This window comes from Brevibacillus brevis, assembly GCF_900637055.1.
In the GTDB taxonomy this organism is placed as follows: Bacteria; Bacillota; Bacilli; order Brevibacillales; family Brevibacillaceae; genus Brevibacillus; species Brevibacillus brevis.
In genome coordinates this window covers 1,656,679-1,682,086 of sequence record NZ_LR134338.1, presented here as the reverse complement: position 1 = coordinate 1,682,086, position 25,408 = coordinate 1,656,679, and the positions used below count along the sequence as shown (strand labels likewise).

Below are 25,408 nucleotides of genomic sequence, written 5' to 3'. Positions count from 1 at the left end.
TTCTTCTCATTGTATCTCATTTCGCTCGATGACGAAAAAAGAGGCCATGAGCAGGCCTCTTTTTTTATTTCTTCCTTCTTATAGTTAACTAGAATGAGATGACTCCGGTAAGAAGAGCAAGCGCAATCATCACGATCGATGTTCCAAATGCCCATTTCAGAATGAACTTTTGGGTTTCCGCGTAATCGACCCCAACCATTCCGATCAGCAAGTACTGTGCTGCAAACAACGGGCTGAGTACGTGCAGCGGTTGACCCAGGATGGAAGCGCGACCAATTTCCGCCGGATCGATTCCGTAAGCGGCTGCTGCATTCGCCAGGATTGGAACGATCCCGAAGTAATACGCATCGTTCGACATGAAATACGTGAATGGCATGCTTGTCAGCGCTACGAGTAGAGGCATATGGGAACCAAGTGAATCCGGAATCCAGGAAACGAGTGTGCTCGCCATCGCATCGATCATCTTTGTTTCAGTCAGGATGCCTGTAAAGATTCCCGCAGCGAAAACCATGGACACTGTAGCCAGTGCATTAGCTGCGTGGGCTGCAATCCGCTCTTTCTGATCTTGCATTTTCGGGTAGTTCATAAACAGGGCAATAGCAAAAGCGAGCATGAACATCGTCGGCAATGGCAAGAAGCTCGTAATCAGACCGACCATCAGGGCTGCGGTCAACAACAGATTGAACCAGATCAAACGTGGACGTTTCAATGCAGCAGTCTCATCTGCCGCCGCTACTTCTTGTCCTGCAAGCGATTGCAAATCTTCATCTGGAATCTCAATAATTCCCAAACGCTTGCGCTCTTGTTTGCCCAGAATACAGGCTACGATTATCACCCATGCAATTCCGCCAATCATCGCAGGAATAACAGGGACGAAAATCTCGGAAACATCCAGATGGAGTACACTCATAACACGTGCTGTCGGTCCACCCCAAGGCGTCATGTTCATGACACCGAGTGCGAGCATCGGCACGACTGCCAAAATCATCGGTTTGATTCCCAGCTTGCGATACAAAGGCAGCATCGCAGTAACCGTTATCATATACGTCGTGGTTCCATCTCCATCCAGTGCGACCAAGGTAGCGAGAATCGCTGTACCTACAATAACCTTCAGCGGGTCACCCTTTACAATTTTCACGATTTTCTTAATTAATGGATCAAACAGACCTGCATCCATCATGACTCCAAAGTACAGAATGGCGAACAACAGCATAATTCCCGTCGGCGCAATTTTCTTGATGCCTGCAAGCATCATGTCGCCAATTTCTGTACCAAATCCGCTAATCAACGCAAAAACAACAGGAACAACAATCAAAGCAACTAATGCCGAAAGCCGTCTCGACATAATCAAATACATGAAAACGGCTACCATGAGAAATCCGAGTAATGCCAGCATACGCTAGTTCCCCCTTGCAAGAATGCGCTTACAATGATGTTGTAGCAACCATGACGAATGCGCTTTCATATTGTGCTGTCATTATAGCAATGTTCGTAAAAATCCGAATAGAATATGCGCATAAACTGTTTTAACCGCATTTGCTCTATTAACATCATAAAAATCACGAAATGCGCATATGATGATCGCCATGCAAGTACATAAAAAAGAGGCCTTTCGTAAAAGGGCCTCTTTCCATTACGAAAAAGAACGGCACGAATCAGCCGTTCTCTTTTTTTCTTATAAATCTCTCTTTTGAAACACCCGAATGGACAGCCCCAATGCCACGATGCCATAGAAAATGGTATAGATGAGCATGGTAGTACTCGGAGGAGAAGTCGTACCGAAAATTCCTTGCGAAGCAAAGGACAGCGGATCGTCAGCTGTATCAAATAGCGAGATCGTCATTTGCCTAAATAGCGAATCGGTTGGAAATACCAGACTGGAAATAATCCCGATGTTCGTGAGTGAACTGTTGCTAAAGGCAACACCAAGCTGCTCGATAAAGCCACCAATGAAGCTGATTCCGTACAGAATGATCAGGATAATCCCGCCTGTTACTGTTGTAGTCATACTGCTCAAGAACATGGCTACACAGACAAGAATGATCGGCATACCTACGAAGAAAGCGGCTGCTTTCAGGATTTGGTCTCCTCCTACCTGAACAGCCACCGCACCTCCGCCCACCCATTGGTTGATCGCCAAAAGTCCGAAGAACATCAGGAGTCCGTACAGCCCCAACATACTTGCCAACCCGAAAAATTTCCCCAATACATATTTGTAGCGAGGAAGTGCGCGGGCCAGCCACGTGTCGATTTGGTGGCTCTCGATTTCAGATGCGATGCTCCCAACACTACTCAAAATCGCCAAGAGTGCCGTAATGACGGAGCCAAAGTACAAGCCCATCCCCAAGAGCTGCGTGGAAAAGAAGTTTTTTTGTAGCACTGCATCTGGACCTGCGTTTCCGAACGATTCCTTCATTTCCTTAATCGCATAGCCGGTTGCCAGTCCAAACAGCAGCAGGAAGGCCAGCGACATGATCAGCGTAATCGTGAAAATACGCTTGGAGATCATTTCTCTATACGTGATTTTGATGATCGGCCACATGTCGTTCCCCCTCCTTTCTCTTCACCCAATACAGAAATACGTCTTCCAGTGATTGCTGCTTGCGCACGACTTCATGTACTCCAGCCCCTGAAGCAATCAACTGTTGCAACAGAGCCGGTACCCGATTGTCCTGATCCAGCGTCATTAACCATGTATCACGGTTTTCCTCTTGTCTTACGAGACGACTCTCTGTGACGAAGGAAGGAAGCTCGTTATGAAAGCCTGCGCTATCCTTGTCCACTGTCAATTCAATTTGTGGTTGGACGGTGCTCAGCTTGCGCCAGTCGCCTTGTACGACCAGCTCACTACGGTGAATGATCCCGACGTAGTTGCACACACTCTCCATTTCACTCAGTAGATGACTGTTGAGAAAAACCGTCTTTCCTTGGTCACGCAGCCGTGCGATCAGCTCACGTACTTCCTTTCGCCCGATTGGGTCCAGTGCGGAGGTCGGCTCATCGAGGAAGATCAGCTCTGGATCGGATAAGAGGGCGCAGGCAATCCCAATTCGCTGCTGCATGCCTTTGGAATAGCCCCGGATGCGTTCACGCTCACGTCCAGCCATTCCGACCAGCTCAACGACGTTTTTTATCACGGATTTGCTCTCTCGATGTGTTAATCCACACAACTCGGCATGATGCTCCAAGAGCTGCTGGCCCGTCAACCAATCCGGATAGCGAAACAGCTCTGGCAAGTATCCTACCTTTTTTCGTGATTCTACACTGCCAATCGGCTGCCCAAGCATGACTGCTTTGCCATTCGTTGGGTGCAATAACCCGAGCATCGTCCTGACAAAGGTACTTTTACCCGCTCCATTTTGACCGAGGAAACCAAATACGGAGCCGCGCGGTACTTGTAGCGTAATATTTTTGCAGCCGGCTTTCCCGTTATATTGCTTGGTCAACTCCCAGGTCTCTATCACATAATCTGACATCGCTTACCCCACTTTCTCCATTGCAAACGGGACAAAGCAGAGCCCTCCTCCTTCAGGAAAACTCTGCCAACACCCCACTATTTGTTTACTTATTTCAGCTGATTTGCAAAATCCAACAGCCCGTCAGCGTTCTTTTCGCTGCCTTCCAGCATGTGAATCTGTCCATCCTGCTGCCACATCAGATGCGAATTGTATTTACCTGTGATCAGCATTCCGTTATGACCATTCACTTTTACTTCCTTCATCTTGCTCTCGCCGTCTGCCATGTATGGTACAGGGAGTGTATGCTGCCAGTCTTCGATGCTAATCATCTGCTTTTTCACTTGATCTGGAATGAACGGCAGGGCCAAGAGTGTCTCGCGAAGCTGTGCCAGATCGACTCCCTCTGGTGCGCTTAGCTCAGGAGCGTCTATGACAGAGTAGCCAATATTTTCTTTTCCGACAATCATCCAGACCTGCTGCATCTGTGGAATCTTCAAGGAGAAGCGTTTGCCACTCAGCTTTTCATCAAAGCGCGCCTCTACCTGCAATTGTGCCAGTAGCTTGTTTGCACGATCGGCATCGATCTCCATGTGCATGGTAAAAGGAGATTGGATGTTTACACTATCCACCGTGGCGTCCTTCGGCAGCTGTGGCAGCTTCACGCCAGCCTTTTCAGCGGATTCCTTGTTGTTGTAATAATAGCTTCTTTCCTCAAGTTTCTCTTGATCGTTTTTATCCATCCAGATTTTTCCGATCCCAGGCAGTTCCGTCTCGCCCCAATTGCCGTTTGCGATCCATTGTTCCAGCTCTTGCATATCTTCTTGCGTCACTTTGACGAATTCAACTTTATCCATGCGGAAAATGGACAGAAAATCGTTCGCTGCTGCTTGTACTTGGGGGAAAGACAGGGACACAGCCAATACTGCTGCTGCCGAAGCACCTGTCACCCATCTTTTTGTTTGCTTGTTCATCTGACTCCAGCTCCTTCTGATTGTTGCTCGATTGGTTATCGCTTGTCGATCTTGTGCATATGCGTTCGTCGGTTTCTCGATTGTTTGCGAAAAACGCTGCCACGCTACTTCCGTATTGACATTCACATCGTTTGTCTCGGAAAAAGCATGCTCCATCTTCTCACGCGTCCAGCTATCCAACGCGGATAGTTCATCCAGCTGTGTACGACAGGTTCCACAGTACTCCAGATGAAGCAGGAATTGCTCACTTTCTTTTGAACTGCACTCACCGTCCAAGAACGCCTGGACAAAGCCTGTATCGGCACATTTCATTCCTCTTCCCCCCTTATCCGGCCATAGATGGTACGAAATTTACTTTTCGCTCTCGCGAGGAGTGTTCCCACCGAGCTGATCTGCGTGCCAGTCGCTTTCGCCAACTCCGCATATGGAAATCCGGAATATTTCATGACCAGCAAGGTTCGTTCCCGCTCGTCTAGCTCCTCTAGCACATCGCGGACGATACTCTGGGACTCTTTTGCAAGCCACATCTCTTCTGTAGAAGGACTGACGTGCTCTTGCTCGGACGCACTTCGCTCTTGTCTTGCATACCTGCGTTTTTCTGAACGAAGATAATTGTACGCTGCGTAGAGCGCGGACTTGGACAGCCATGCCGGGATATGTTCAATCTCCGAGCGATCCGTATGGTAAAAGGAGAGAAATACATCCTGTGCAATATCTTCTGCCGTTTGTTGATCTTTCACAATTCGCATGATCTGTCGGACCACAAACGGATAATAGGTCGTAAACAATTCTTGAAAGGAATCTGCATGATCCTCTACTCGAGCATGGTTCATCACCAGGTTTGCTTGCACCTCCACTGGAATTCCTCCTTCCTGCGTGCCATTGACGAATGCCTCTACTGCTTCGTTCATCTAATAGAAACCGCCCAGGCGATTTTTGTGACAGGAAGAATCAAATTATTTTTCGTTTAGAAAAGTTTCAGGTTTCTCGAGGAACCTGCGCGTCAATTGATAATGCTCTGTATCGCGATAATTCACCTCTTGTACAGGCGATTCGTCAAAATTGAGAATGGTCGCACCGGGATAGCCCAATAGAATCGGCGAGTGCGTCGCAATGATAAATTGTGCTCCTTCTTCCACCAAATCGCGCATCACGTACAAAAAAGCGATCTGACGCTTCGGTGAAAGAGCAGCCTCTGGCTCATCCAGCAGGTAGATTCCCCTGCCGTTGAAGCGATTGGCAAACAGCGCGAAAAAAGATTCTCCGTGCGACTGCTCATGCAGTGAGCGACCGCCGTAGTTTTTATAGCTTTCAGAGCCCATCTGATCAATATGGCTGGCAAACTGATAAAAGCTCTCAGCCCGCAAGAAAAAGCCATTCGTTATTTTGGGCAGCCAGGAAAGACGTATGTAGTCACCCAAGCTCGCCTCCGAGCGATGCACCTCATAAAAATTATTCCGCGATCCTCCAGCCGTGTGAAAACCACATTGATAGGCAATGGACTCCAATAATGTCGATTTACCTGATCCATTCTCTCCTACAAAAAAAGTGACACTGCTCTCAAGCTCGATCGCTTCCAACTTGCGCAAGGAGGGCAAGTGAAACGGATATTCTTTCGTATTAGGAAAGTTTTCTCGCAGCAGCTTGATCGTTCGTAAGTAAACCATTTTTGACCTCCACTCTCATTATTTTCCCGGCTCACGCCGATACATCCTTATAAGGGCGCCTTTTTGAACGCTCATTTATTTGGAGGAGAAGTATCCGTGGACAAGGTTTCCTTTCTTCAGGAAAAAAGTACATTTCATATGAAATATCCGGATCAGAGCGACCTCGCCTTTTACCGGTGGTATACGACTCAATATCCAAACGAGGCCATCGGCTGGTTTCACCTTGGCCAAGAACGAGAAGCACAAGGAAACTCGGAACAGGCTCTCGAAGCGTACAGGCGTGGTCTCGTATCCAAGCAAGGCTCGTACTACAACGAGACCCGTGACGCTTATCAACGACTGCTGCGGGAGCGACAACGCAATTCCTTGGGCAATCGAACGCGTTTACTCTTGGCTTCGCTCTTGTTTCTCTATTTTCAATTCGCTTTTTCGCCCGGACCGTTGAGAGATGCGTCCTCCAAGACACCGCAGACTGCCAAACAGCCCGTACCGACACCTGCTCAAACCCAGCCACATGTCGAGGTCATTGCAGTCCCTCCTACACTCAGTGCCCGTGAGCTATCTGAACAGGTCCGGCGCTATGTAGAGTCCCGGCGTCCTGCCCTTACGCAGCCTTTTACCGTGATGGTTGTCCCAGAAGTACCTGGTTCGCCGTTGTTCCGTCCCTTGCTGTTTTATCAGCCGCGTGAAGTCCGAGGCATCTTGCGTTACAATCCGGCGAGTCGGACTGTTCTCAGCGAAAAATGGTGGGATAAACCGGTGCAGTTGGAACGAGAACCGACACTTGCCATAGGTAAGGCAGAACTCACGGATGAGCAGCTAACCCTCCAGCATGTACTGATCTTGCGAAACGCCTTGTACCGCTATTATCAGCAAACGGGTACGCTGCCTGCCCAGCTGTCTGATCTGGCTGGCGCTTATCCAGGCAATTATTTGCCGCAAATTCCCGTACCGCCAAAGAGACTTTTGTTAAAAAGCTATCCGTATCATCCCAAAGCCTTCTTGCCAGAGTCCGCATGGGACAGCTTGCGCAATGTGCTGCCGCTTCCCGGTTATCCGGAGCCAGTGGTGCCTTTCGAACCGTTACAGCTTCACTTGTCTACCTCGACACATACGATGAAGCTCATCAGCGGTTCCCATCTGGTACGCAGCTATCCCGTCGCCATAGGCAAAAACGGTTCTACACCCGAAGGCTACTATACCATTCAACAAAAAATCAATCAGCCCCGCGGACATGACAATATTTATGGAACGAGAGGCATGGTCTTTCAGGAGAACGGGTATGCCATCCACGGGACAAACCATCCCGAGAGCATCGGCTCATCTGTTTCGCTCGGATGTGTTCGCTTGTACAATGCCGCTGTTGAGGAGCTGTACACCTTTGTTTCATTGGGGACAGAATTCATCATCTCCAATGCCCCCTCTTCTGCCCAGCCTTGGAGCAACCCTGTTCCATTCGTTCTCCCTGCTGGTCCTGAGGAAGAGACGCCACAAGTCATTTACAATTGGCTCCATTGATTCTTTGGCTACGTAAAGAAAAGACGTGCGGAACGCCATACCGTTACGCTCTGATTTTTACCAGACGCTTATCCAACGAAAAAAGCCCTTCTATCCCTTTTTAAAAAAGGTGTAAGAAGGGCTTTTCTTTCTATAAATGGGGAGATTACTCTGCGTTCACGATCACGTTGTACGGAATCGTCGTGTTGTTCGTGTTGTAGACTAACAAGTAATATTTCCCTGGTTTTGCCTCAAATTCTCCCGTCAGTTTCTTACCTGCGTTTTCGGGGTAGCCGAAATACGTTTCGAGATCATCTTCATGGAACACCACCCAGTTTAAGCCTTCGTCCATCTCGCTGCTTACCGTCACTTGAACGATCCCTTCTTCTTCAACCTGAATGATGTACGTGTCCTTGTCATCTGTACGATCGGTTTGACCACTTATCTCTTCGCCCAACTGTAGCGCATTCGCCTCATCGAATGAATTGTTCGGCTCCGTTTCGGTTGGTTCTGATTCTTCTTCTGGCAATTCCGCGGTTACTTTGTATGGAATCGTTTCACCGTTAAAGTTGTACACGGACAAATAATAGGTACCCGGAGTTGCTTCAAACTCACCGGAGAGCGTTTTTCCTGAGGTTTTGGGGTAAGCGATATATTCATCCAGATCATCCTCGTGGTGAACGACCCAGTTCAAACCAGTATCATGCTCACTCGTTACGTTGATTTTCACCGTTCCGTTGCCCAATACCTTCAAGGCAAAAATGTCCTTGTCGTCTTGTTTGCTTGTTTGACCACTCAACTCCACATTGCTTTTCAACGGATTTGCTTCTGAAAAACTGTTGTTTGGCTCTTGTTCCTTTTCCCCGATTTCTCCCCCCTGCTCCTCGATCGTGATCGTAATCGATTTCGCAGTAACCGCTCCTTTGTTATCCGTTACTCGCAGCTTCACGGTATATTCTCCCTGATTTTCGTAGACATGCGTAGGATTGGCATCACTGCTGCTTGTGCCATCTCCAAATTCCCACAGATAAGATACGATACTGCCATCCGGATCGGAGCTTCCGTTACTGCTAAACGTCACTTCCTCGTTTACGGCTGCTTTTGACGGTCCGTTCATGACAATAACAGGCAGCTGGTTTTCTCCATCTCCTTGTTCTGGAAGTACCCCGTGGAACGTGACATCATATTCAAACTGATTGGACGCATTTACTCTGTAGTTGGTAAAGTAGGCGGTTACGGTTTTGTAGCCGTTCCATGGATGGGAAGTAAGTCTGGTTAGAAACTCGTCTGTTATCCGACTCATCGTTTCCCAGTCCTCCTTCTCCCCCTGTGCCTGCGTACCCGTGTACGTCCCTGTTAACGTGAAGGTTTGGAAGAACTCTGATTCGTGCCTGTTTGTAGACACATTTTGCAATCCGGTGACATCTTCAATTTCTTGGAAGATTGCTGCACTTGCTTTGGGGTCCGGTGTTACCAGATAATCATCCGACACCAGCGGCACCGTCAGATCGGGATAGCTGTCTACCAACGATTCCATAGTACGGTGGTAATCCCGATTTAGCTCTGAATCGTCACTTAACGTACGGATTAACTGGTCATAGCCATCCACGTTATTGGCCTCTATGTAATCCATGATATCATCCAGCTTGTTCCAATCCTCTTTCATCATGTGATACTGCAAGGCGTATGAATACGTATAAAAGTCCCATGTGCCGTAGCGTGCATGCAAAGTTTGAGACGCCGTATACCAATTGTCCTGTCCAAAACGAATGAGATTGCCGACCATGGATTTTCGCGGCAGAACACCTGATGTTCGCGTGGAGCCTGCAAAAAGTTCTGCTCCCCCTTCTTCAAACCACGATAGTCTCTCGTCTCTGTAAATCGGGCCTTCATTCCACAAGCCAGGTATAGTGTAGCGCCCTTGCAAATAGTGCGTGAATTCATGGCGGAACAGCTCTTCCAGTGTGTACGTACTCTGCTGCGGTGTTCGTTCGTATGTGAAGAAAGTTCCTTTTCCCTCGATATACATGCCCCCGTTGTCCGTCTCATAGCCATACAAGGGGTTGTTCATCTTGTACTCTGAGGGACTATTGTAGAGGACAATGGTCAAAATATCGTCGGGGTTCCCTTCTTCCATCGGTTCATCTCGTCCTGCCATCCGATGAAACTGAGCTTTTACCTCTTTTGCCGCCCAATATAACCGTTTGACTTTTTCTTCTGTGACATCTCCGCCTGTTTTCATGACGATGCTTCCGTCATCAAACGTATATTCGTTGGGCAGATACTTTTCCATGGCATCCTCACGAATCTTGTTGAACTGGATGTCCCTTCCTTGAGCGTCTTTTCCGCCGTAGACCGTCTGGATCAGATTTGCTGCTTGCATATACTGAAGTCCTACATACGGATAAAGCTCCAACGCTTCTGTGAGCACCTCATTCCCCTTATTCGGATTGGAATGGTATTCTCCCAAATAAGCACTGTGATAAAAACCATTGTCGAGGACCCATTCTTTCGCTTCATCTGTATCGCCATGCAAGGCGAGTTTTCCCATCTCGTTCAGATACGTATCGATTTTGCCGTAAAACTCCTGTTGCTTGGTTGGTTCATCCACTCTCCACATCAAAATATAGCTAACCTGGCCCATAATACGGAATACAGCATCACCCGCACTCCGCTGCGTAATGAAGGTATCCATTTGCTCTTCGTATTGACGGATAATCGGTGCAGCTTTCTCCACAAGGGAAGCGCTTACAAAAGTGTTTCCGATAAGTCCACCAAATGCACCTACTACCTCATTTTGAGCATCTGTTCCCAATTTGAAATTCGGATTGTCTGCAATGGCATGCAGAGCAGGGAACACTTTTTGATGCTCGCTTCTCTGATTGAGATAGGATAATTCCTTATGGTAGTAGCCGAGGTAATATCCAGAGCGAAGCACCTCAACCAAGGTGTCAATTCCTTTGGAATCGTTGCTGGAGTATTGTGTGCCTCTGACTTGCAATGCGTCAATGATGGCCTGAACGCGCTGCCGATCGTTGTAAAAGGCATACGAATCGGGAGTAAAATCAAACAATTCAGGAATCTGCTCCCAATTAATCGTCACCAGTACATTGACCAATTCGTCGTAACTGAGCTTGTTCAAATCGGACATCGCGTACTTTTCGGCATTTGCCTTCATGCTCCGCTGCTGTTCGCTAGAAGACTCTTGCTCCTCTACACTCCAGGTCGGCTCCACTGGATGCGGATACTCTCCTGCTTTGTCACTGGATTGATGCTGAAACGAGGTGACCGGGTCCAGCGTTCTCCCCACATTTTTTCCGGAAGGCGGAACGTTTTTACCCCCATCCCTACCGATCGCACTCGAGTAATCCTTGACTGCCAAGGCTTGGACAGGACTTCCAACCGTCCCCAATAGAAATGATGTCGAGAGAAGGACACCAGCCACCATGCGGCCTGTGTGTACCGTGCGACTCTTTTTCTTCATGAATGAGCAAACCTCCTTTGAATGGGTAACCGTTTTTTCGCTTGTTGCGAGGAAACCGTATTTCGTTTTGGGCAGATTCACCTTCTCTCCATCTGAAATGCAATAAAATACACCCTGTTAGAATTGCAATTATGGTGCCAATACATATAACAGAAAAGAAGATCAAGGTTGTATACATTTTTTTACAAAAATTCATAAACATGTATGAGATATTAGACACGGTTCCCATCAAAGGTGAGCTTTGCTTAGCGCACGCAAAAAAGCGCGTTCCCGCAAGTGGGAACGCGCCATGTTTTTACGATCACATTTATTTTTCTTCTTCCAATTCCCTCATCGATTCTTCTTGTTCTTCTTCCGGGTTCCAATAATCGAGCACTTTTCCTTGCAGAACCTTGCCTTGAATGAATTCTACCTGCTGCTCACTGAAATCCTCTGTCCACTCAATACCCAATTGTTCAGCTAGACGTACGACGGTCAACAGTTCTGACCAAGCCACGTAACGTTTGTACCAGAAGAACTGTGGCTGCTCGTTCATGTATGGGTAAAGATCATCGAAATCGGTGTGTTTACAGTCAAGAGCTCGCTCAAAATTCACCTTGGTTTGGCGTAACTGTTCTTTGAAAAATGTGGGTAGATCTCTTTGTGCGTAGCCAGACATGGACTGTCCCCCCTGTCTCCCGATTTACTGGTATTGTACCACGCGAAAGAAGCTGTGCAAATAGTCGAATCGGTTTTGAATCGTTCTTGCTGGGCTAATCTTTAGCCGTTTGATGCATCTGGGAACTGGTTCTGCCCCTCCTCTTGCGGAGGTGGCGGCAGTTTAATTTCGTTTGAGGAACCATCTGTCTGACTAGGGTCTGGATTCACGATGTCCGGTGGAACCTCGCCTGTTCCCGGATTTGGCGGTTGGCTGCCATCTCCATTATTTGTATGCTCACCAGTTCCTCCGGTACCTTGGTCAGGTGGAATTTCACCATTGCCATTCTCGGTACCATCTGGATTTTGTCCCTGATCGTTACCTTCCTCGTTATGACCTGGATCTTGATTAATCAAATTCTCCAGCTTCTTGGAGTCGATTGGGACTGTTTTTGAAGGTGTGCCTTCCTCGCCTTGTGCATTTCGTGGAACGACTTGATACTGATACTGTTTCGGACTATCCAGCACATCTACATAAGAGGTTTCCTTCATACCTGCAGAGATGAGTTGTCTTTCGCCGTTTTCGCCAATGCGGTAAAGATCGTACGTATCGCCGTCAGCGCCACCAATCCAGCTAAGCACAACCATCAATTTATTCGTACTTGAGTCAAATGACATGTCTGCAGCCAATTGGAGCTCTGGTTCTACTTCCACCTCTTTATGTTCTACCGCACCTGCTGGTCGAACAAAGTCCGATGATGGTACACCTTTTAAGGCTGTTGCCAATACTTTGGAGAACATTTGCGCCGTCATGCTACTTCCTTGGTGCATCAAATGCTGTTTGTCCTCTGGATCGAAGCCCATCCAAACGGCACCGACATATTCCGGTGTATATCCGACGAACCAAGCATCCTTGTTTGCTTTGCTGTCGCCTGCTATCGATTGGGTCGTACCGGTTTTACCTGCAACATGGCGTCCAGAGATACGCGCTGCCTTCCCTGTCCCTTCCTGAACTGCTTTCTCCAGCATGGTGTGAATCTCCCAAGCTGCTTCCGGCTTCAGTGCCTCAGATTGTTTTGGCTGGTATTCACGGACGACACCCTCATCCTTGTTCTCGACCTTGGTGATCGAGTGCGCCTCAGACACTACCCCTGCATTCACAAAAGGTGTATAGGCCTGAGCCATTTCCAGCGGTGACGTACCTACATCCAATCCCCCGAGGGCAATTGCCAGGTTTCGGTCATTCGGAGTCAGCTCAATGCCGACTTTCTTGAGGTATTCCAAGCTTTCTGAGACCCCAATTTCATTTAACAGCCAAACCGGCGGGATATTCGCGGAGTCGATCATCGCCCGGTTCATGCTCATCGTTTCCGTGTATCGGTTATTGTAGTTGCGCGGCTCATAGCCATTGAAGCTCTGCCTTTTGTTGCTCAGTTGCGAATTCGCGTTCCATTTGTTGATATCTTTATTAACTGCTGGAGCAAACACGGCAATCGGCTTAAAGCTGGAGCCCGGCTGACGCTTCATGTCTGTCGCGTAGTTAAAGCCTTTTGGCGCATAGTTGCGTCCGCCCATCATCCCGGCAATTCCGCCTGTTTTCGCGTCGATGACAATCATGGATGATTCTACACCGCGCTTGGCACCGTCTTTCGGGAAGTTTTTGGCATTGGCATATTCCTCTACCATGGCATCCTGTACTTTCGGATCGAAGGTCGTGTAAATGTTCCAGCCCCCGCGGTACAGCTCTTCTTCTGTCACGCCGAACGTGGCTTCAGCTTCTTCTACCATATTGTCAAAAAACGCGCGATAGCCTTTTTTCAGGGTTGAATCGGCTATTTCACCAGATTTTTTTGGCAGTGGCTCTGCTTGAGCTGCCAACTTTTGTTCCTCTGTAATCAGTCCTTGCTCGTGCATTAATCGGATAATGGTATCGCGACGCAACTTTGCCTTTTCAGGGTTGTTAAATGGGTTATATGTTGTCGGTGCTTTAGGAATCGCAGCTAACATTGCCGCTTTTGCGATGGTAAAGTCCTTATGATCTACAGGGATACCAAAGTAATATAAGGACGCATCCTGGACTCCAAACTCTCCTTTACCCAAGTAAATCCGATTAAGATACATTTCTAATATTTGATCCTTCGAGTATCTGCGTTCCAAACCGATTGCTATACTCATTTCTTTTGTTTTGCGCCAAAACGTTTGATCTAGGGTGAGAAAGACGTTTCTTGCTAACTGTTGGGTAATCGTACTTCCCCCTTCAGCTAGTGATCCTTTTTTAATGTCATTAACGATGGCGCCACCGATCCGAACCATATCGACGCCTTTGTGTTCATAAAAGCGTTTATCCTCGACCGCGAGGAAAGCATCAATTAGCACTTTTGGCATTTCATTGATTGGCTTGTATTCACGGTTCTTTTCACGAATCAGACTCGTCATCTCTTGCCCGTTTTTGTCGTATATGACTGTTGGTTCAATTTTCAAGTCCTTCAACTTCTGCTCGTTTTGCTCAATCATCATGTCTCCCGCGTACAACAGGGCAAAATATCCCCCGATCACGCTAAGGAAAAGAAAAATTGCAAACGATACGGCAATCATCAGCAAGTTGTTCTTTTTCTTCTTGATTTTCTTCTTGGCCTTTGCTGCCATTATTCACCTCCTGGTTTTCTCTCTCCCCCACATCTTATATAGACGGTGCCATTTCAAAAAAGTTTCTGTTTTGGGTCGTAGTCTATCATTCCATATTCAACTTTATTTGTCACTGGAAAAGCCTATCTCCTGAAACAGAAGATAGGCTTTTTCCTAAGGGTAAACCATTTATTTCAGCAGTTTTTCTGCTTCAGCCACAACGTTTTCTACCGTGAAGCCGTATTCCTTCATGATGCGCTCACCTGGTGCAGATGCGCCAAACTGATCGATTGCGATGACCGTACCGCTATCGCCAGCGTAACGCTCCCAGCCCATTGGAGAGCCCATTTCTACTGCCACGCGCGCTTTTACAGATGGTGGAATCACAGCGTCGCGATACTCTTTTGGCTGACGCTCGAACAGGTTCCAGCTCGGCATGGAAACCACGCGTGCTTCAATACCTTTCGCGAGGAGTTGCTCACGCGCCTGCATCACGAGGGATACCTCAGATCCAGTTGCCAACAGGATGAGCTGCGGTTTGCCGCTTGGCGCGTCTGCGAGAACATACGCACCCTTGCTCACGCCTTCTGCCGCTTTCTCAATGGTCTCAGGCAGGACTGGCAGGTTTTGACGAGTCAGTACCAGCACGACTGGCTCATCTGTGCGAGATACAGCATATTTCCAAGCCTCGTTCGTCTCCACTGCATCAGACGGGCGAAGAATGGTCAAGCCTGGCATCGCACGCAAGGAAGCGAGCTGCTCAATCGGCTCATGCGTCGGACCGTCTTCACCAACCGCGATCGAGTCATGTGTAAATACGTAGACAACAGGCTGCTTCATCAGTGCAGAGAGGCGAATCGCCGGACGCAAGTAGTCGGAGAACACGAAGAACGTACCGCCGTATACTTTTACGCCACCGTGGAGAGCCATACCGTTGAGGGCTGCCCCCATCGCGAATTCGCGAACACCAAACCAAATGTTGCGGCCATCGTAAGAACCTGGCAGGAAGTTGCCCGCTTCTTTAATCACCGTGTTGTTGGAATGTGCCAAGTCAGCCGAGCCGCCCAGGAAGAACGGAACGCTGTTTGCCAATGCATTGATCGCATTACCGGAAGCAACACGTGTCGCAAGCTTTGCGCCAGCTTCATACGTTGGCATATGGTTGTCCCAACCAGCAGGCAGATGACCTTCTTCTGCAGTCGTAAATTGCAGCGCCAGTTCCGGATACGCTTTTGCGTAAGCAGCAAACAGGTCGCGCCAAGCAGCTTCTGCTTTTTCTCCAGCATCAGCCAAGCCTGCATAGAATTCAGTCACTTCTTGTGGTACGTGGAACTCACTTTCATGGTGCCACTCGTAGTTTGCTTTTGTCAGCTTCACTTCGTCTTTTCCAAGCGGAGCGCCGTGAGAAGAGCTGGAGCCGCCTTTGTTCGGGCTTCCGTATCCAATGACGGTTTTTACTTCGATCAAGGTAGGACGATCCAAATCTTTTTTCGCTTCTGCGATAGCCGCATCAATGGCAGCCAGATCATTGCCGTCTTCTACGCGAATATATTGCCAACCATACGCTTGGTAGCGACCCGCTACGTTTTCAGAGAAGGAACGGGAAAGCTCGCCATCCAGAGAGATATCGTTCGAATCGTAGAGCACGATCATTTTGCCCAGTTTCAGGTGAGCAGCCAGGGAAGAAGCCTCGCTGGATACACCCTCCATCAGGTCACCATCGCCGCAGATTACGTATGTGTAATGGTCAACGATGTCAAAATTGTCACGGTTGTAAACAGCTGCCATGTGCTTTTCAGCCATCGCCATACCGACAGCCATCGCGATCCCTTGTCCCAAAGGACCCGTTGTCGCGTCAACACCCGCGGTGTGACCAAACTCAGGGTGACCAGGCGTTTTGCTGCCCCATTGACGGAAGTTATGTAGGTCTTCCAGTGAAACATCGTATTTCATCAGATGCAACATCGAGTATAATAGCATAGAGCCATGTCCTGCTGAGAGGACAAAACGGTCACGGTCAATCCATTTTGGATTGCTCGGATTTACTTTCATAAAGCGGCTCCACAGTACATGTGCCATAGGGGCTGCACCCATCGGCATTCCCGGGTGACCGGAATTCGCCTTCTCGATGGCATCAATCGCCAACGTGCGGATGGTATTAATGGATAGCTGATCAACAGACGTATGCTGAGTCATCTCGCAAAATCCTCCCTGCGTTTTCTAGAAATTACTACCGAGAATCAGGTAAAAACACACTGTGCCATTATAGCATAGTTCCCATTCATAATCATGTTCGCTTTGCATGAATTAAGGAGGTCTTTTTCATTGAATTGGTTTTATCTTACAATTGGAATCGTATTGGGTGCTGCTGGAATTATTATGCTGCTTATGGCCTTGACCAGCTCGCCTATTTTGAAAAAAAACAGACTGGAACGGCGTAGAAAGGCTGCCGAGAATCATCGTCCGGAAGAATATCATCAATAGAGGAGAATCCGCATGCAGAAAGAGCGCTTCGCCATGCAGGTAGCCGTTCACCTTTTCCTGGTGAAGGATGCGCAAGTCTTGTTATTACGCCGCTACAATACCGGCTACGAAGACGGCAATTACAGTGTTCCCGCTGGACATCTGGACGGGAATGAAGAAGTGAAGACAGCCGCGATCCGCGAGGCCAAAGAAGAATGCGGAATTGACATCGATCCAGCGAGCTTGGAGATTGTAGGCGTCATGCATCGTCGCTCCAATGATGAGCGTATCGATTTTTTTGTTACTGCCACAAAATGGCGCGGAGAAATTATCAATGCCGAGCCAAATAAATGCGATGAGCTCGTATGGGTGGACATGGATAAATTACCCCCGAACGTCATTCCTTATGTGAGACAAGCTCTCTCGAACTTTAGACGAAAGCAGTGGTTTGACAGCTTTGGCTGGGAGACTGCATTCGAGTTGAAGAAGCAATAAAAAGCAACCCCATCCACCAAAAGCAGGCGCCTGCCATCCAACATGTTCATGGACAGATAGGCGCCGTACTTTAGGAATTCGTAAAGATTAAGAAACAGGAGGTTGCTTATTCGTTCTAGGTTCTTTCATTCCACCGAGACGCTGCAACTGGCAAATCATGAGGAACGAAAACCCTGCGAAGCAAACGATCGTCAACGTAATTTTGCTATATTGATAAACGCCAGCAACCATTATTTCCAGTTGATCAAAGAACCAATAGCCCGCTACAAAGTAATGCATGGTCCAAATGATACTGCTCGGCAAAAAGAATAGGAGGAACTGCCGAAACGGCATTCGGTTGGCACCGGCGAGAATAGGCACGATATGACGAATAATCGGAAGAAAGATACCAAAAGCAAGCAACCAGCCCATTGACCCGCGCAATGCAGACAGTAAATCAGCACGCAAGCCCAGATTCCGGCTCATCCAGCCAAATGCCTTCGCTCCCAGTAAGTACCCCGTACAAGAAACGATGAAAAAAATGGGGTATATGACGGCAAATGCTGTAAAAAAGTCCGCTCCTGTATTGGCAATCTGCGCCCCCACGGTCATCACCGTAATCTCATCAGGAATAAATTTTCCCAGCATGCCTGTAACCATCTCCCAGAATAGCTCGTAATACCCTGTAAACTCCACCTGCGTCGCCTCCTTTCTCTCTGCCCTCTATCCTAACGGGTAAACCTTTCAAAAGAAGACAGAAATCCTTAAGAAAAGGATAAGTATTTCTGAAGAATTTCTTACGAAGCGCAAAAAAGCTCATTCCTCCTTTGTGTTTAAAGTAGAATGAGCTTCTTAAGTGAATTGAACGATCTTGCTATTAAAATTGGAAAACTGGTCAACACAAAATGATAGAAATTCAGTTATTCGTACACAATAAACACTCTATTTCCACTTTGAATTGCTTGCTGTAAAAAGCTAATAATATCCATTGTAATAGCCGGGAGTACTGGAATAATATTACTTGATTCATTTTCTGTAACTTTCTTAACATCAAATAGTTTAAACAATTGTACTGCTTTTTCAACATCTTTGATTTCCCAAGGGCTTTCTTCATACCATCCTTCATGAACGTAATATTCATGTAAAATTCCATCTTGAACGGAAGTCTGTTGAACCAAGCAATCTAGCAATAATTCAAAATACCCATTCCAAAGCTTGAGCACTTGCACTTCATTTGATTTTTCATACATAAAGATTATCTCAGGCTCTCCTTCAAACCCAACATAATATAAATCATTTATCACTTCTGATTTCATAATATTACTCCTTCCAATGACCTTGATCTAATATTCTTACTTGTTCAGGTGTAGCGGTTCCCGCTTTTCTAGCAGCTATTGCTTCATACCATTTGTACCCTTCCACCCATTCATTTTCTCCAATTTTATAAAATGACTTTGGTTTTTGTCCTCCACTACCAGGAATAGTTCTTTGAATTACCCAAGTGTTTCCTTGATCAACAGGCGCTCCAGAGGTTCTTGTATGCCACCTGACTTCATACTTATATGTCCCGTCATTCCACTTGTAAGTTATTTGTTCGTAGCCATCGTTCATAGACTTTGCTTTCATATTTGCATTTTCAGGTATTTCGATTGGTGCATTCTTTCTATACTCTTTTGCTATATTCAGTTGTTGCTCTTCACCCATCTCGGAAAATTTAGTATTTTTATTAATATCAACCTTCCTCTTATTTACATTCGCTAACCCATCCCATAAATCCGCAGCATTTTTACTTCTTCCCACCGTAAGTGCCGCAAAAACAATCCCACCGACTGCATCTGCATCGGCAAGGTTTAACTGATCATCCCGCAACGTATCCAAGTCTTCCTGTATCGGCTTAACATAGCTTTCTTGCACAAACAGATTTACACCCTTAGGTAAATCCTCTGCCGCCTTCTGCAAACCTTTCGGCAAATCATTTGCGGCTTTCTCCAAAGCTCCCGGCAGCTCACTTGCCGCTTTTTGCATTGCAGCAGGAACATCTCCCAGCTTTGATATTCCTTTGACGAAGTTGTCCCACATGGTTGGCTTTTCCTGTGGCTTCTCGCAAGCTGGTCCTTGTCCAAAACTGGCATCTGAAGGCCCACTGTTAGCTGACGATTGATTCCCTATCGTTACACCACCCAAATCCTGCCCATCGTCTTCAATCTTGATCAGTCCGCAATGGAAACACATATTCGTGGATTTGTTCAGCAATGCGGGGTGTCCACCAACCATTTTGTCCGGCTTGCCATCTATCCATGGCATGGTCATTACAGGTGTGCACGGCATCGGCGTTAGTACACCATTATTTGCTGTGGTGGCAGAAGCGACAGCGGGATTCTTCAAGTTGTTGCACTTTCCAAATGGCATGATATTTATGTTGGGAACGAAGTCCATGATATTCATTTGCGGCTTCCCTTTTACAAAAACACCATGACTGAACGGCATCTTCAGCCGACTTAACCGACTTCCGCTGCTGCATGACAAAATAGCACCAACGACCACATAGCTCTTGCGTTCCGCATTCGATTTTTGGATGGAGATACCTTCAATATTGGGCATACAGTCTCCTCCTCTCTGTAAGGTTCCTATACAGATGGAAGATGCTCGTGCTAATAGATGAAGACCAATATCCACTCTATATATAAAAAGGAAATAATACCCATATGGTACGTATCGGACACTGGACTGATCAAAATAATAGGTATAAAGTTCCAAAATTACATTCACATTCGGATATGAACAAAAAAAACGTGTTCACCATCTCCCGCATACACACGGCTTGGCAAACACGTTCTTACTCTCTATTCTATTCTCTTCCCTCAGCCTTACGCTTGCTGCGCAACGCTGACATGGCTTCAATGAACTCTTCCTTGTCAATGACATTCAGCTCATATAGCTCCCGAATTTCATCTTCTATCAACAGCAAATCTCCTTCAGGATCGCCTGTATAAATAACCAATCCGAAACGGTGCAGAAACGCCTTCAAATCGAATTCATTCGGGTTTATTTTCAATGAGCTCCCTCCAGATCGATTTCCATCCTTGCGAGGACGGCATCGTAATCAAACTCGACAGCAAAGCCGGTAATGACGATGATCTTCGCGTGTGGATACGCTTCTTGCCACGCCTCCTCCTCTTCCGGTTTCAATCCGACGATATACAAAGGGTCGGCAGATAGCTGTGAATGTTCTTGACACAAGCGTAAAAACTCCTTGCATCTCTCCTGTTCGACAGCCGCATTTAGAACGAGGACAGCTCGGTCAACTTCTCCGGACTCTCTTTGTTTAGCCAGCAACTCAAACGTTTTGACCGAAGGCACAATGGCATTGATCTCAGGAAAACGATCGAGCACTTCATCCAGCCAATCATCTTCATGCCAGGCCAGGTAGTAAAGCATCGCAGTAGACATGTAACAAACACCTCATGGATATATACTTGACATTATAGATAGCCATTCTTATTTCTTTTCTATTATAGCACGTCTCGCGCTAACTGCCCACGTTGCTGGCTTGACTTCGCCTTTTCCTTCACGTAAGGTGGAAAAAGCAAACAATCCGCTTGAACAGATTTTTGTGCGAAAAGAGGTAGACGTAGTGAATAAGAAGCACCTTGCCCTCTTGTTCTTTATTGCATTTTTCATCATGCTCGGCTTTGGCATTATTATCCCCATTCTTCCCTTTTTCGCGGAAAAATTGGGTGCGACTTCGTTTCAAATCGGCGTGCTTTTTGCCAGCTACAATATTATGCAGCTGGTGTTTGCACCGATTTGGGGAGCACTTTCAGACAGAATCGGGCGAAAGCCACTCATATCATTCGGGCTGTTCGGCTTTTCCATCACCTTTATCCTGTTTGGACTAGCTGACAGTTATACAGAAATGCTCCTGTATCGCATACTGGGTGGAATCGTCTCGGCTGCCGCATTGCCAACCGTAACCGCTATGGTAGCGGATCTCTTCCCTTCAGAAGAACGCGCAAAAGGGATGGGGGTCATTGGCGCCGGGATTGGACTTAGCTTTGTCTTCGGTCCGGTAATTGGTGGACTGCTCAGTGAATTCGGCTTTGCCGTTCCCTTCTACGCTTCGGGTATCGTGGCGTTGCTTACGTTTTTCCTGATCCTGTTTGCCTTGCCAGAAAGCTTGCCGAAAGAAAAACGGGCGAATCTGCAAAAAGAACAGCGGCAAAATCCGCTTGTCTCTTTGTTCGGCTCCATGTCCTTGCTGTACGGTATATTGTTCACTGTCTCCTTTGCTTTTTCCGGATTGGAAACGACTTTTGCCCTGTACATAAGTGATTTGTACGGCTTTACCTCCAAAGACCTCGGCTATATGTTTCTCGTCATGGGCTTGATCGCTGCCGCGGTACAAGGCGGGCTGATCGGAAGAATGGTCAAGCAGCTAGGGGAAGCAAGTGTCCTCGTCATTGGGATGATTCTTTACGGCATTGGCTTTTTCGCCATTCCGCTATCGGGTAACTTTTGGGTGCTGGCGCTGATCCTCTCGTTGTTCGGAGCGGGACAAGGGATGATCAGAGCGACGGCCACAGCAATGATCACCCAACGGACAACGCAAGGCCAAGGCGTGACGAGTGGAGCAATCAGCTCGATGGACAGCCTTGGACGTATCTTGGGTCCATTAGCTGGTGGAGCGGTTTACCAAGTCTCCCACAGCGGTCCGTTCTTCCTCGGAGGGGTCTTGATGGTATTGCTCCTCCTCTGGTTCGTCAGCAGCTATCGTCGCCTGCCAGAACCAAGCACACAAGCACAATCGTAAGCTATACAAAAAGAAGCACCGCCAGCTTTCCACTATTTGCTGGCGGTGCTATTTTTATTGCAGCCTACTGTTCCTGTAGCTCCATCCACGCCGAAAAGGTTACATCTATCTCCAGCTGCACCTGATCGATCGCTTGTTGCCAAGCTACTAACTGCTCGTAATCGACTCCTTCACTCTGGAGCAAGGCCGTCAGTTCACCTTTTCTTCCTTCTAATGACGCTATTTTTTGTTCAAGCTCTGCCAACTTGTATAGATTCGGACGTTTGGCTGTTGCATTCGTCACGACCGTCTCTTGGACTTGCTTGACCGCTGGCTGCTTTTGCTCTATTTCCTCCGGCTTACTGGCACGAGCACCGATCCTCTGTTTTTGCTTTTCCCTTGCTTCCTCATACGAACCCACATCGTGAACAAGCCGCTTATTTTCCACCCAAAACACACCATCTACCATCTTTTGCAGGAAATAGCGATCATGCGAGATGATAAACAAAGACCCGCGAAAATCCGCCAGCGCTTCCTCCAATGTTTCTCGCGCTTCAATATCCAGATGGTTGGTCGGTTCATCCAGAATGAGCAGGTTGATTTCCTGATGCATCATTTGGGCCAAGCGCAGTCGCATCCGCTCTCCGCCACTTAACTGCCCGATCCGCTTGAAAACTTGTTCGCCGTAAAACATAAACCGTGCCAGCAAATGTCTTGCTTCCGGCTCCGTCACTCTGGCTACCTCACGGAAAACGTCAATCAGCCGCTGGTTTTGATCCCCTTCCAAAGCTTGCTGTGACAAGTAGCCTACCTTAACGCTGCTGCCAATTTTAAGCGTACCTGCGTCTGGCTCAACCTCTCCCAGCAGCATGCGAATCAGCGTAGATTTCCCGCAGCCATTTGGTCCAAGCAGCGCTTTTCGCTCGCCATAGCGCAATAAAAAGCTAGCGTCCGAAAACAACTGTTTTCCTCCAAATGTTTTCTGTACCCCCGTCGCTTTCAGCACATCCTGCCCGCTTCGGTCAGTTTTCATAAACTGCAAGCCCATGCGATCCGCTTCCATTTTCGGTCGCTCGATACGCTCAATCCGCGCCAGCGCTTTTTCCATGCTTTTTGCCCTTCGGTGAAAAGCCTCGTTCGGCGGATTGGAGCGATTGCCCCACTCCTTGAGCCTTTTGATCGTCTCTTTCATTTTCTTGATCTGCTTCTGCTGTTCCTGATAAGCGGCAAACTGGCGCAGCAAACGCTCTTCACGTTCCGTAGCGAACGCGCTGTAATTGCCGATATAGAATTCGGCTTCTCCTCCGTCCACATGATAGACAGACGTGACGACGGCATCCAAAAAATAACGGTCATGGGAGATAATTAAGATCGTCCCCTGATAATTTTTTAAAAACTCCTCTAGCCACTCCATCGACTCCACATCCAAATGGTTGGTCGGCTCATCCAAGAGCAGGACATCGCTTTGCTGGCAGAGTAGCTTTGCAAGACCAGCCTTCGTCTTTTCCCCACCGCTGAGTTGAGCAAAAGGTGTCGCTAACAGCTCAGAACTAACTCCCAAGCCCTGTGTCACCTGGGTCATTTTCGTCTCCCACTGATAGCCATCCAGTTGTTCAAATTCATCTTGCAGCTTTTGATAGCGCAGCATGAGGCGGTTTAGCTCTTGTTCATTTTCGTAAAGCAATCCCATCTGCTGCTCGAGCTCGCGCAGCTGCTCCTGCAGCTTGATGACGTCTGCAAAAGCGCTGGCTACAACATCCGCCCCCGTCCACTCAGCCGGATACTGCGGCGTTTGCGGCAGGTACGCCCATATCGTTCCTTTTGCCCGAAAAAGCTCACCAGAATCGGGGCTTTCGATACCTGCCAGCAGCTTGAACAACGTAGTTTTGCCTGCTCCATTCGGTCCGACGATCCCGACTCGTTCTCCTGCTTTTATTTCCAATGTAATATCTTGTAAAACCGGATCTGCTCCGTACGATTTCTGCAATTGCTGTGTTGCGATAATAATCATGATTATTTCCTCCTCGAAATGTGGGTAACGGTTCAAAATAATGGATTTCCTGGTGGCCCCGGCACAATTTTGAGACCACACCGCACGTGCAAGTGGACGCAAAAAAGCCGCAGGCCATTACCTGCGGCATCGTGAAAGGGACCGACCTTACGTCAGTTACCCATTATAGACAAGAACAAACCGCCCCTGATCGATGCATGGTACGCCTATGGAAACTCCGTTCAGTTGTATGCGCAAAAAAGGACAGACTGGTCCCGTTGAATGTAAAATCATGCGTCATACTGGAAGTTTCTACCACAAACCATGCTTGCAGAGTTCCGAACACGTACACACACCTCCGTTTCTCAAGGGATAGGAAATCACAACCATATCTTACATCAGGAGTCACACAAAAACAAGAGGGCCTGCTAAGTACTCCCATTAGCAGACCCTATACGTCTTTTACCCGATTTTCTTATCGACTTCCGTTGCCTTCTGTGGCAAACAGCGGCTTCTTCGTCTCTGCATCCAGAAAGATAATCGTCGTGTAAGGTGGCAGCTTCACTTTTGCCGCCAAATACGGATAGGAAATCACTTGCGGGTACATTCTTCCCGGATCAGGCAGCGTTTGTTTGACATACACAAAAACCTGCTCCCAGCTCTGCTCGACTTTGGTTACTTGCAGTCCGTAGCCAGGATTCGGTGAGGGACCACGTGCGATGACATATAGATCTCCCTGCTTGTGAATGCCTTGCTGTTCTTTTACCGAGTCAATAAATGAACGTTCCTGTTCCGTCAGCTTATCGGCATCGACAAGCGTAAAGGCACTCTCTTCACCGGCCATCACAATTTCCACCGCCTTTTTCTCGGCATTCCACGTGATTTGATGTCCGGCCTGTTCTGCCATCCATCTCAACGGCACATACACTTGCTTGTCACGCACGATTGCGCCCTGCCCATCTTGCAGCGACTTGCCATTTAACGCTACTTTTCCTGTAGCGAGTTGAAAAGTCAGCGTACCTTTTGCCAGCTTCATTTCTCCATTCGTTGCATCTTGTTTCCAAGTACCTTTTAAAATCCGGCTCGCATCCTCGGCAGATACATAGGTGCGCTGCTGGACGAGAATCGGTGCTTTTGCCAAGGAAGATTGCTCTCCGTTAACCAGTATCGCAGTTGTCGCTGTTTGTGCTGTGCTAGCGCCTGCCGCGTGCACAGGGTAAGCCGCCAACATCTGAAGTGTCAGTGCAACAGCCAAAATCGATTTGCCTTTCATTGTTGTTCCTCCATCCCTGATTATCATTTTCGTCATTCTTTACTTGTTAGACATAGGTTTCCTCTGATTCGTTTCACTATG

At 47.7% G+C, this 25,408-nt stretch carries 20 protein-coding genes and 1 pseudogene; 4 read left to right on the top strand and 17 right to left on the bottom strand.

Annotated elements, in window-relative coordinates:
• Positions 1-88: 88 nt before the first annotated feature.
• The 6 genes from EL268_RS08650 to EL268_RS08625 all read right to left on the bottom strand — a co-directional run bounded on the left by EL268_RS08650 (position 89) and on the right by EL268_RS08625 (position 6,096).
• A complete protein-coding gene (locus tag EL268_RS08650) occupies positions 89-1,396 on the bottom strand; it encodes a CitMHS family transporter (protein WP_106654468.1) in 1,308 nt (435 codons plus the stop codon).
• A 279-nt stretch (positions 1,397-1,675) separates the two neighbouring features.
• A complete protein-coding gene (locus tag EL268_RS08645; RefSeq protein ID WP_106654467.1) occupies positions 1,676-2,542 on the bottom strand; it encodes an ABC transporter permease subunit in 867 nt (288 codons plus the stop codon).
• Positions 2,514-3,476 carry an ABC transporter ATP-binding protein gene (locus EL268_RS08640; protein ID WP_106654466.1) on the bottom strand — a complete coding sequence of 321 codons (963 nt, stop codon included), beginning with the start codon at positions 3,474-3,476 and terminating at the stop codon, positions 2,514-2,516. The genes EL268_RS08645 and EL268_RS08640 overlap by 29 nt, the downstream gene beginning before the upstream one ends.
• An 89-nt stretch (positions 3,477-3,565) precedes the next feature.
• Positions 3,566-4,741 carry an anti-sigma factor family protein gene (locus EL268_RS08635; protein ID WP_106654465.1) on the bottom strand — a complete coding sequence of 392 codons (1,176 nt, stop codon included), beginning with the start codon at positions 4,739-4,741 and terminating at the stop codon, positions 3,566-3,568.
• Positions 4,738-5,340 (bottom strand): RNA polymerase sigma factor SigX, encoded by a 603-nt coding sequence (locus EL268_RS08630; RefSeq protein ID WP_232030335.1) that lies wholly within the window; start codon positions 5,338-5,340, stop codon positions 4,738-4,740. The genes EL268_RS08635 and EL268_RS08630 overlap by 4 nt, the downstream gene beginning before the upstream one ends.
• 45 nt (positions 5,341-5,385) lie before the next feature.
• Positions 5,386-6,096, bottom strand: coding sequence for an AAA family ATPase (locus EL268_RS08625; protein WP_106654464.1), 711 nt, complete (start codon positions 6,094-6,096; stop codon positions 5,386-5,388).
• Positions 6,097-6,192: 96 nt separating this feature from the next.
• Between EL268_RS08625 and EL268_RS08620 the strand changes: the two genes are divergently transcribed.
• Complete coding sequence (locus EL268_RS08620; RefSeq protein WP_106654463.1) at positions 6,193-7,614, top strand: L,D-transpeptidase family protein; 1,422 nt, start codon at positions 6,193-6,195, stop codon at positions 7,612-7,614.
• 145 nt (positions 7,615-7,759) lie between these two features.
• Here the strand turns inward: EL268_RS08620 and EL268_RS08615 are convergent, their stop codons facing one another.
• From EL268_RS08615 to tkt, 4 genes are all read right to left on the bottom strand, one after another.
• On the bottom strand, positions 7,760-11,077 hold the full coding sequence (locus tag EL268_RS08615; RefSeq protein ID WP_106654462.1) for a collagenase: 3,318 nt from the start codon (positions 11,075-11,077) through the stop codon (positions 7,760-7,762).
• 307 nt (positions 11,078-11,384) lie between these two features.
• Positions 11,385-11,735 (bottom strand): hypothetical protein, encoded by a 351-nt coding sequence (locus EL268_RS08610; protein ID WP_007721499.1) that lies wholly within the window; start codon positions 11,733-11,735, stop codon positions 11,385-11,387.
• A 101-nt stretch (positions 11,736-11,836) separates the two neighbouring features.
• On the bottom strand, positions 11,837-14,359 hold the full coding sequence (locus EL268_RS08605) for a PBP1A family penicillin-binding protein (protein WP_106654461.1): 2,523 nt from the start codon (positions 14,357-14,359) through the stop codon (positions 11,837-11,839).
• Between the two features lie 168 nt (positions 14,360-14,527).
• Positions 14,528-16,534, bottom strand: coding sequence for a transketolase (gene tkt, locus EL268_RS08600; protein WP_106654460.1), 2,007 nt, complete (start codon positions 16,532-16,534; stop codon positions 14,528-14,530).
• A gap of 129 nt (positions 16,535-16,663) precedes the next feature.
• Between tkt and EL268_RS08595 the strand changes: the two genes are divergently transcribed.
• On the top strand, positions 16,664-16,822 hold the full coding sequence (locus EL268_RS08595) for a hypothetical protein (protein ID WP_232030333.1): 159 nt from the start codon (positions 16,664-16,666) through the stop codon (positions 16,820-16,822).
• Between the two features lie 12 nt (positions 16,823-16,834).
• The gene (locus EL268_RS08590; protein ID WP_106654458.1) at positions 16,835-17,296 is read left to right on the top strand and encodes an NUDIX hydrolase; all 462 of its coding nucleotides are present in this window, start codon (positions 16,835-16,837) and stop codon (positions 17,294-17,296) included.
• 87 nt (positions 17,297-17,383) lie between these two features.
• Here EL268_RS08590 and EL268_RS08585 read toward each other — a convergent pair whose 3' ends face one another.
• The 5 genes and pseudogenes from EL268_RS08585 to EL268_RS08565 form a co-directional block, all read right to left on the bottom strand.
• Positions 17,384-17,971, bottom strand: a complete 588-nt coding sequence (locus EL268_RS08585) for a DedA family protein (RefSeq protein WP_106654457.1) — start codon at positions 17,969-17,971, stop codon at positions 17,384-17,386.
• Between the two features lie 224 nt (positions 17,972-18,195).
• Entirely contained in the window at positions 18,196-18,591 is a 396-nt protein-coding gene (locus tag EL268_RS08580) for a hypothetical protein (protein ID WP_106654456.1), read from the bottom strand.
• Between the two features lie 865 nt (positions 18,592-19,456).
• Positions 19,457-19,876 (bottom strand): annotated as a pseudogene (locus tag EL268_RS33835) (DUF4280 domain-containing protein); the annotation flags it as partial.
• A gap of 247 nt (positions 19,877-20,123) precedes the next feature.
• A complete protein-coding gene (locus tag EL268_RS08570) occupies positions 20,124-20,330 on the bottom strand; it encodes a YqgQ family protein (protein WP_015892550.1) in 207 nt (68 codons plus the stop codon).
• The gene (locus EL268_RS08565) at positions 20,327-20,725 is read right to left on the bottom strand and encodes a hypothetical protein (RefSeq protein ID WP_106654455.1); all 399 of its coding nucleotides are present in this window, start codon (positions 20,723-20,725) and stop codon (positions 20,327-20,329) included. The genes EL268_RS08570 and EL268_RS08565 overlap by 4 nt, the downstream gene beginning before the upstream one ends.
• A gap of 22 nt (positions 20,726-20,747) precedes the next feature.
• Here EL268_RS08565 and EL268_RS08560 point away from each other — a divergent pair, with 22 nt between their 5' ends.
• Positions 20,748-22,085 carry an MFS transporter gene (locus tag EL268_RS08560; RefSeq protein ID WP_269149409.1) on the top strand — a complete coding sequence of 446 codons (1,338 nt, stop codon included), beginning with the start codon at positions 20,748-20,750 and terminating at the stop codon, positions 22,083-22,085.
• A gap of 64 nt (positions 22,086-22,149) precedes the next feature.
• On the opposite strand, the gene abc-f is transcribed toward EL268_RS08560, so the two are convergent.
• A complete protein-coding gene (gene abc-f, locus EL268_RS08555) occupies positions 22,150-24,075 on the bottom strand; it encodes a ribosomal protection-like ABC-F family protein (RefSeq protein WP_106654453.1) in 1,926 nt (641 codons plus the stop codon).
• Positions 24,076-24,529: 454 nt separating this feature from the next.
• Positions 24,530-25,327, bottom strand: a complete 798-nt coding sequence (locus EL268_RS08550) for a stalk domain-containing protein (protein ID WP_106654452.1) — start codon at positions 25,325-25,327, stop codon at positions 24,530-24,532.
• Between the last annotated feature and the right edge of the window lie 81 nt (positions 25,328-25,408).

What these genes read in the sequence shown, in the direction of transcription:
- EL268_RS08650 (WP_106654468.1), bottom strand. Translation starts at nt 1,396, where the DNA reads ATGCTGGCATTACTCGGATTTCTCATGGTAGCCGTTTTCATGTATTTG.
- EL268_RS08645 (WP_106654467.1), bottom strand. Translation starts at nt 2,542, where the DNA reads ATGTGGCCGATCATCAAAATCACGTATAGAGAAATGATCTCCAAGCGT.
- EL268_RS08640 (WP_106654466.1), bottom strand. Translation starts at nt 3,476, where the DNA reads ATGTCAGATTATGTGATAGAGACCTGGGAGTTGACCAAGCAATATAAC.
- EL268_RS08635 (WP_106654465.1), bottom strand. Translation starts at nt 4,741, where the DNA reads ATGAAATGTGCCGATACAGGCTTTGTCCAGGCGTTCTTGGACGGTGAG.
- EL268_RS08630 (WP_232030335.1), bottom strand. Translation starts at nt 5,340, where the DNA reads ATGAACGAAGCAGTAGAGGCATTCGTCAATGGCACGCAGGAAGGAGGA.
- EL268_RS08625 (WP_106654464.1), bottom strand. Translation starts at nt 6,096, where the DNA reads ATGGTTTACTTACGAACGATCAAGCTGCTGCGAGAAAACTTTCCTAAT.
- EL268_RS08615 (WP_106654462.1), bottom strand. Translation starts at nt 11,077, where the DNA reads ATGAAGAAAAAGAGTCGCACGGTACACACAGGCCGCATGGTGGCTGGT.
- EL268_RS08610 (WP_007721499.1), bottom strand. Translation starts at nt 11,735, where the DNA reads ATGTCTGGCTACGCACAAAGAGATCTACCCACATTTTTCAAAGAACAG.
- EL268_RS08605 (WP_106654461.1), bottom strand. Translation starts at nt 14,359, where the DNA reads ATGGCAGCAAAGGCCAAGAAGAAAATCAAGAAGAAAAAGAACAACTTG.
- tkt (WP_106654460.1), bottom strand. Translation starts at nt 16,534, where the DNA reads ATGACTCAGCATACGTCTGTTGATCAGCTATCCATTAATACCATCCGC.
- EL268_RS08590 (WP_106654458.1), top strand. Translation starts at nt 16,835, where the DNA reads ATGCAGAAAGAGCGCTTCGCCATGCAGGTAGCCGTTCACCTTTTCCTG.
- EL268_RS08580 (WP_106654456.1), bottom strand. Translation starts at nt 18,591, where the DNA reads ATGAAATCAGAAGTGATAAATGATTTATATTATGTTGGGTTTGAAGGA.
- EL268_RS08565 (WP_106654455.1), bottom strand. Translation starts at nt 20,725, where the DNA reads ATGTCTACTGCGATGCTTTACTACCTGGCCTGGCATGAAGATGATTGG.
- abc-f (WP_106654453.1), bottom strand. Translation starts at nt 24,075, where the DNA reads ATGATTATTATCGCAACACAGCAATTGCAGAAATCGTACGGAGCAGAT.
- EL268_RS08550 (WP_106654452.1), bottom strand. Translation starts at nt 25,327, where the DNA reads ATGAAAGGCAAATCGATTTTGGCTGTTGCACTGACACTTCAGATGTTG.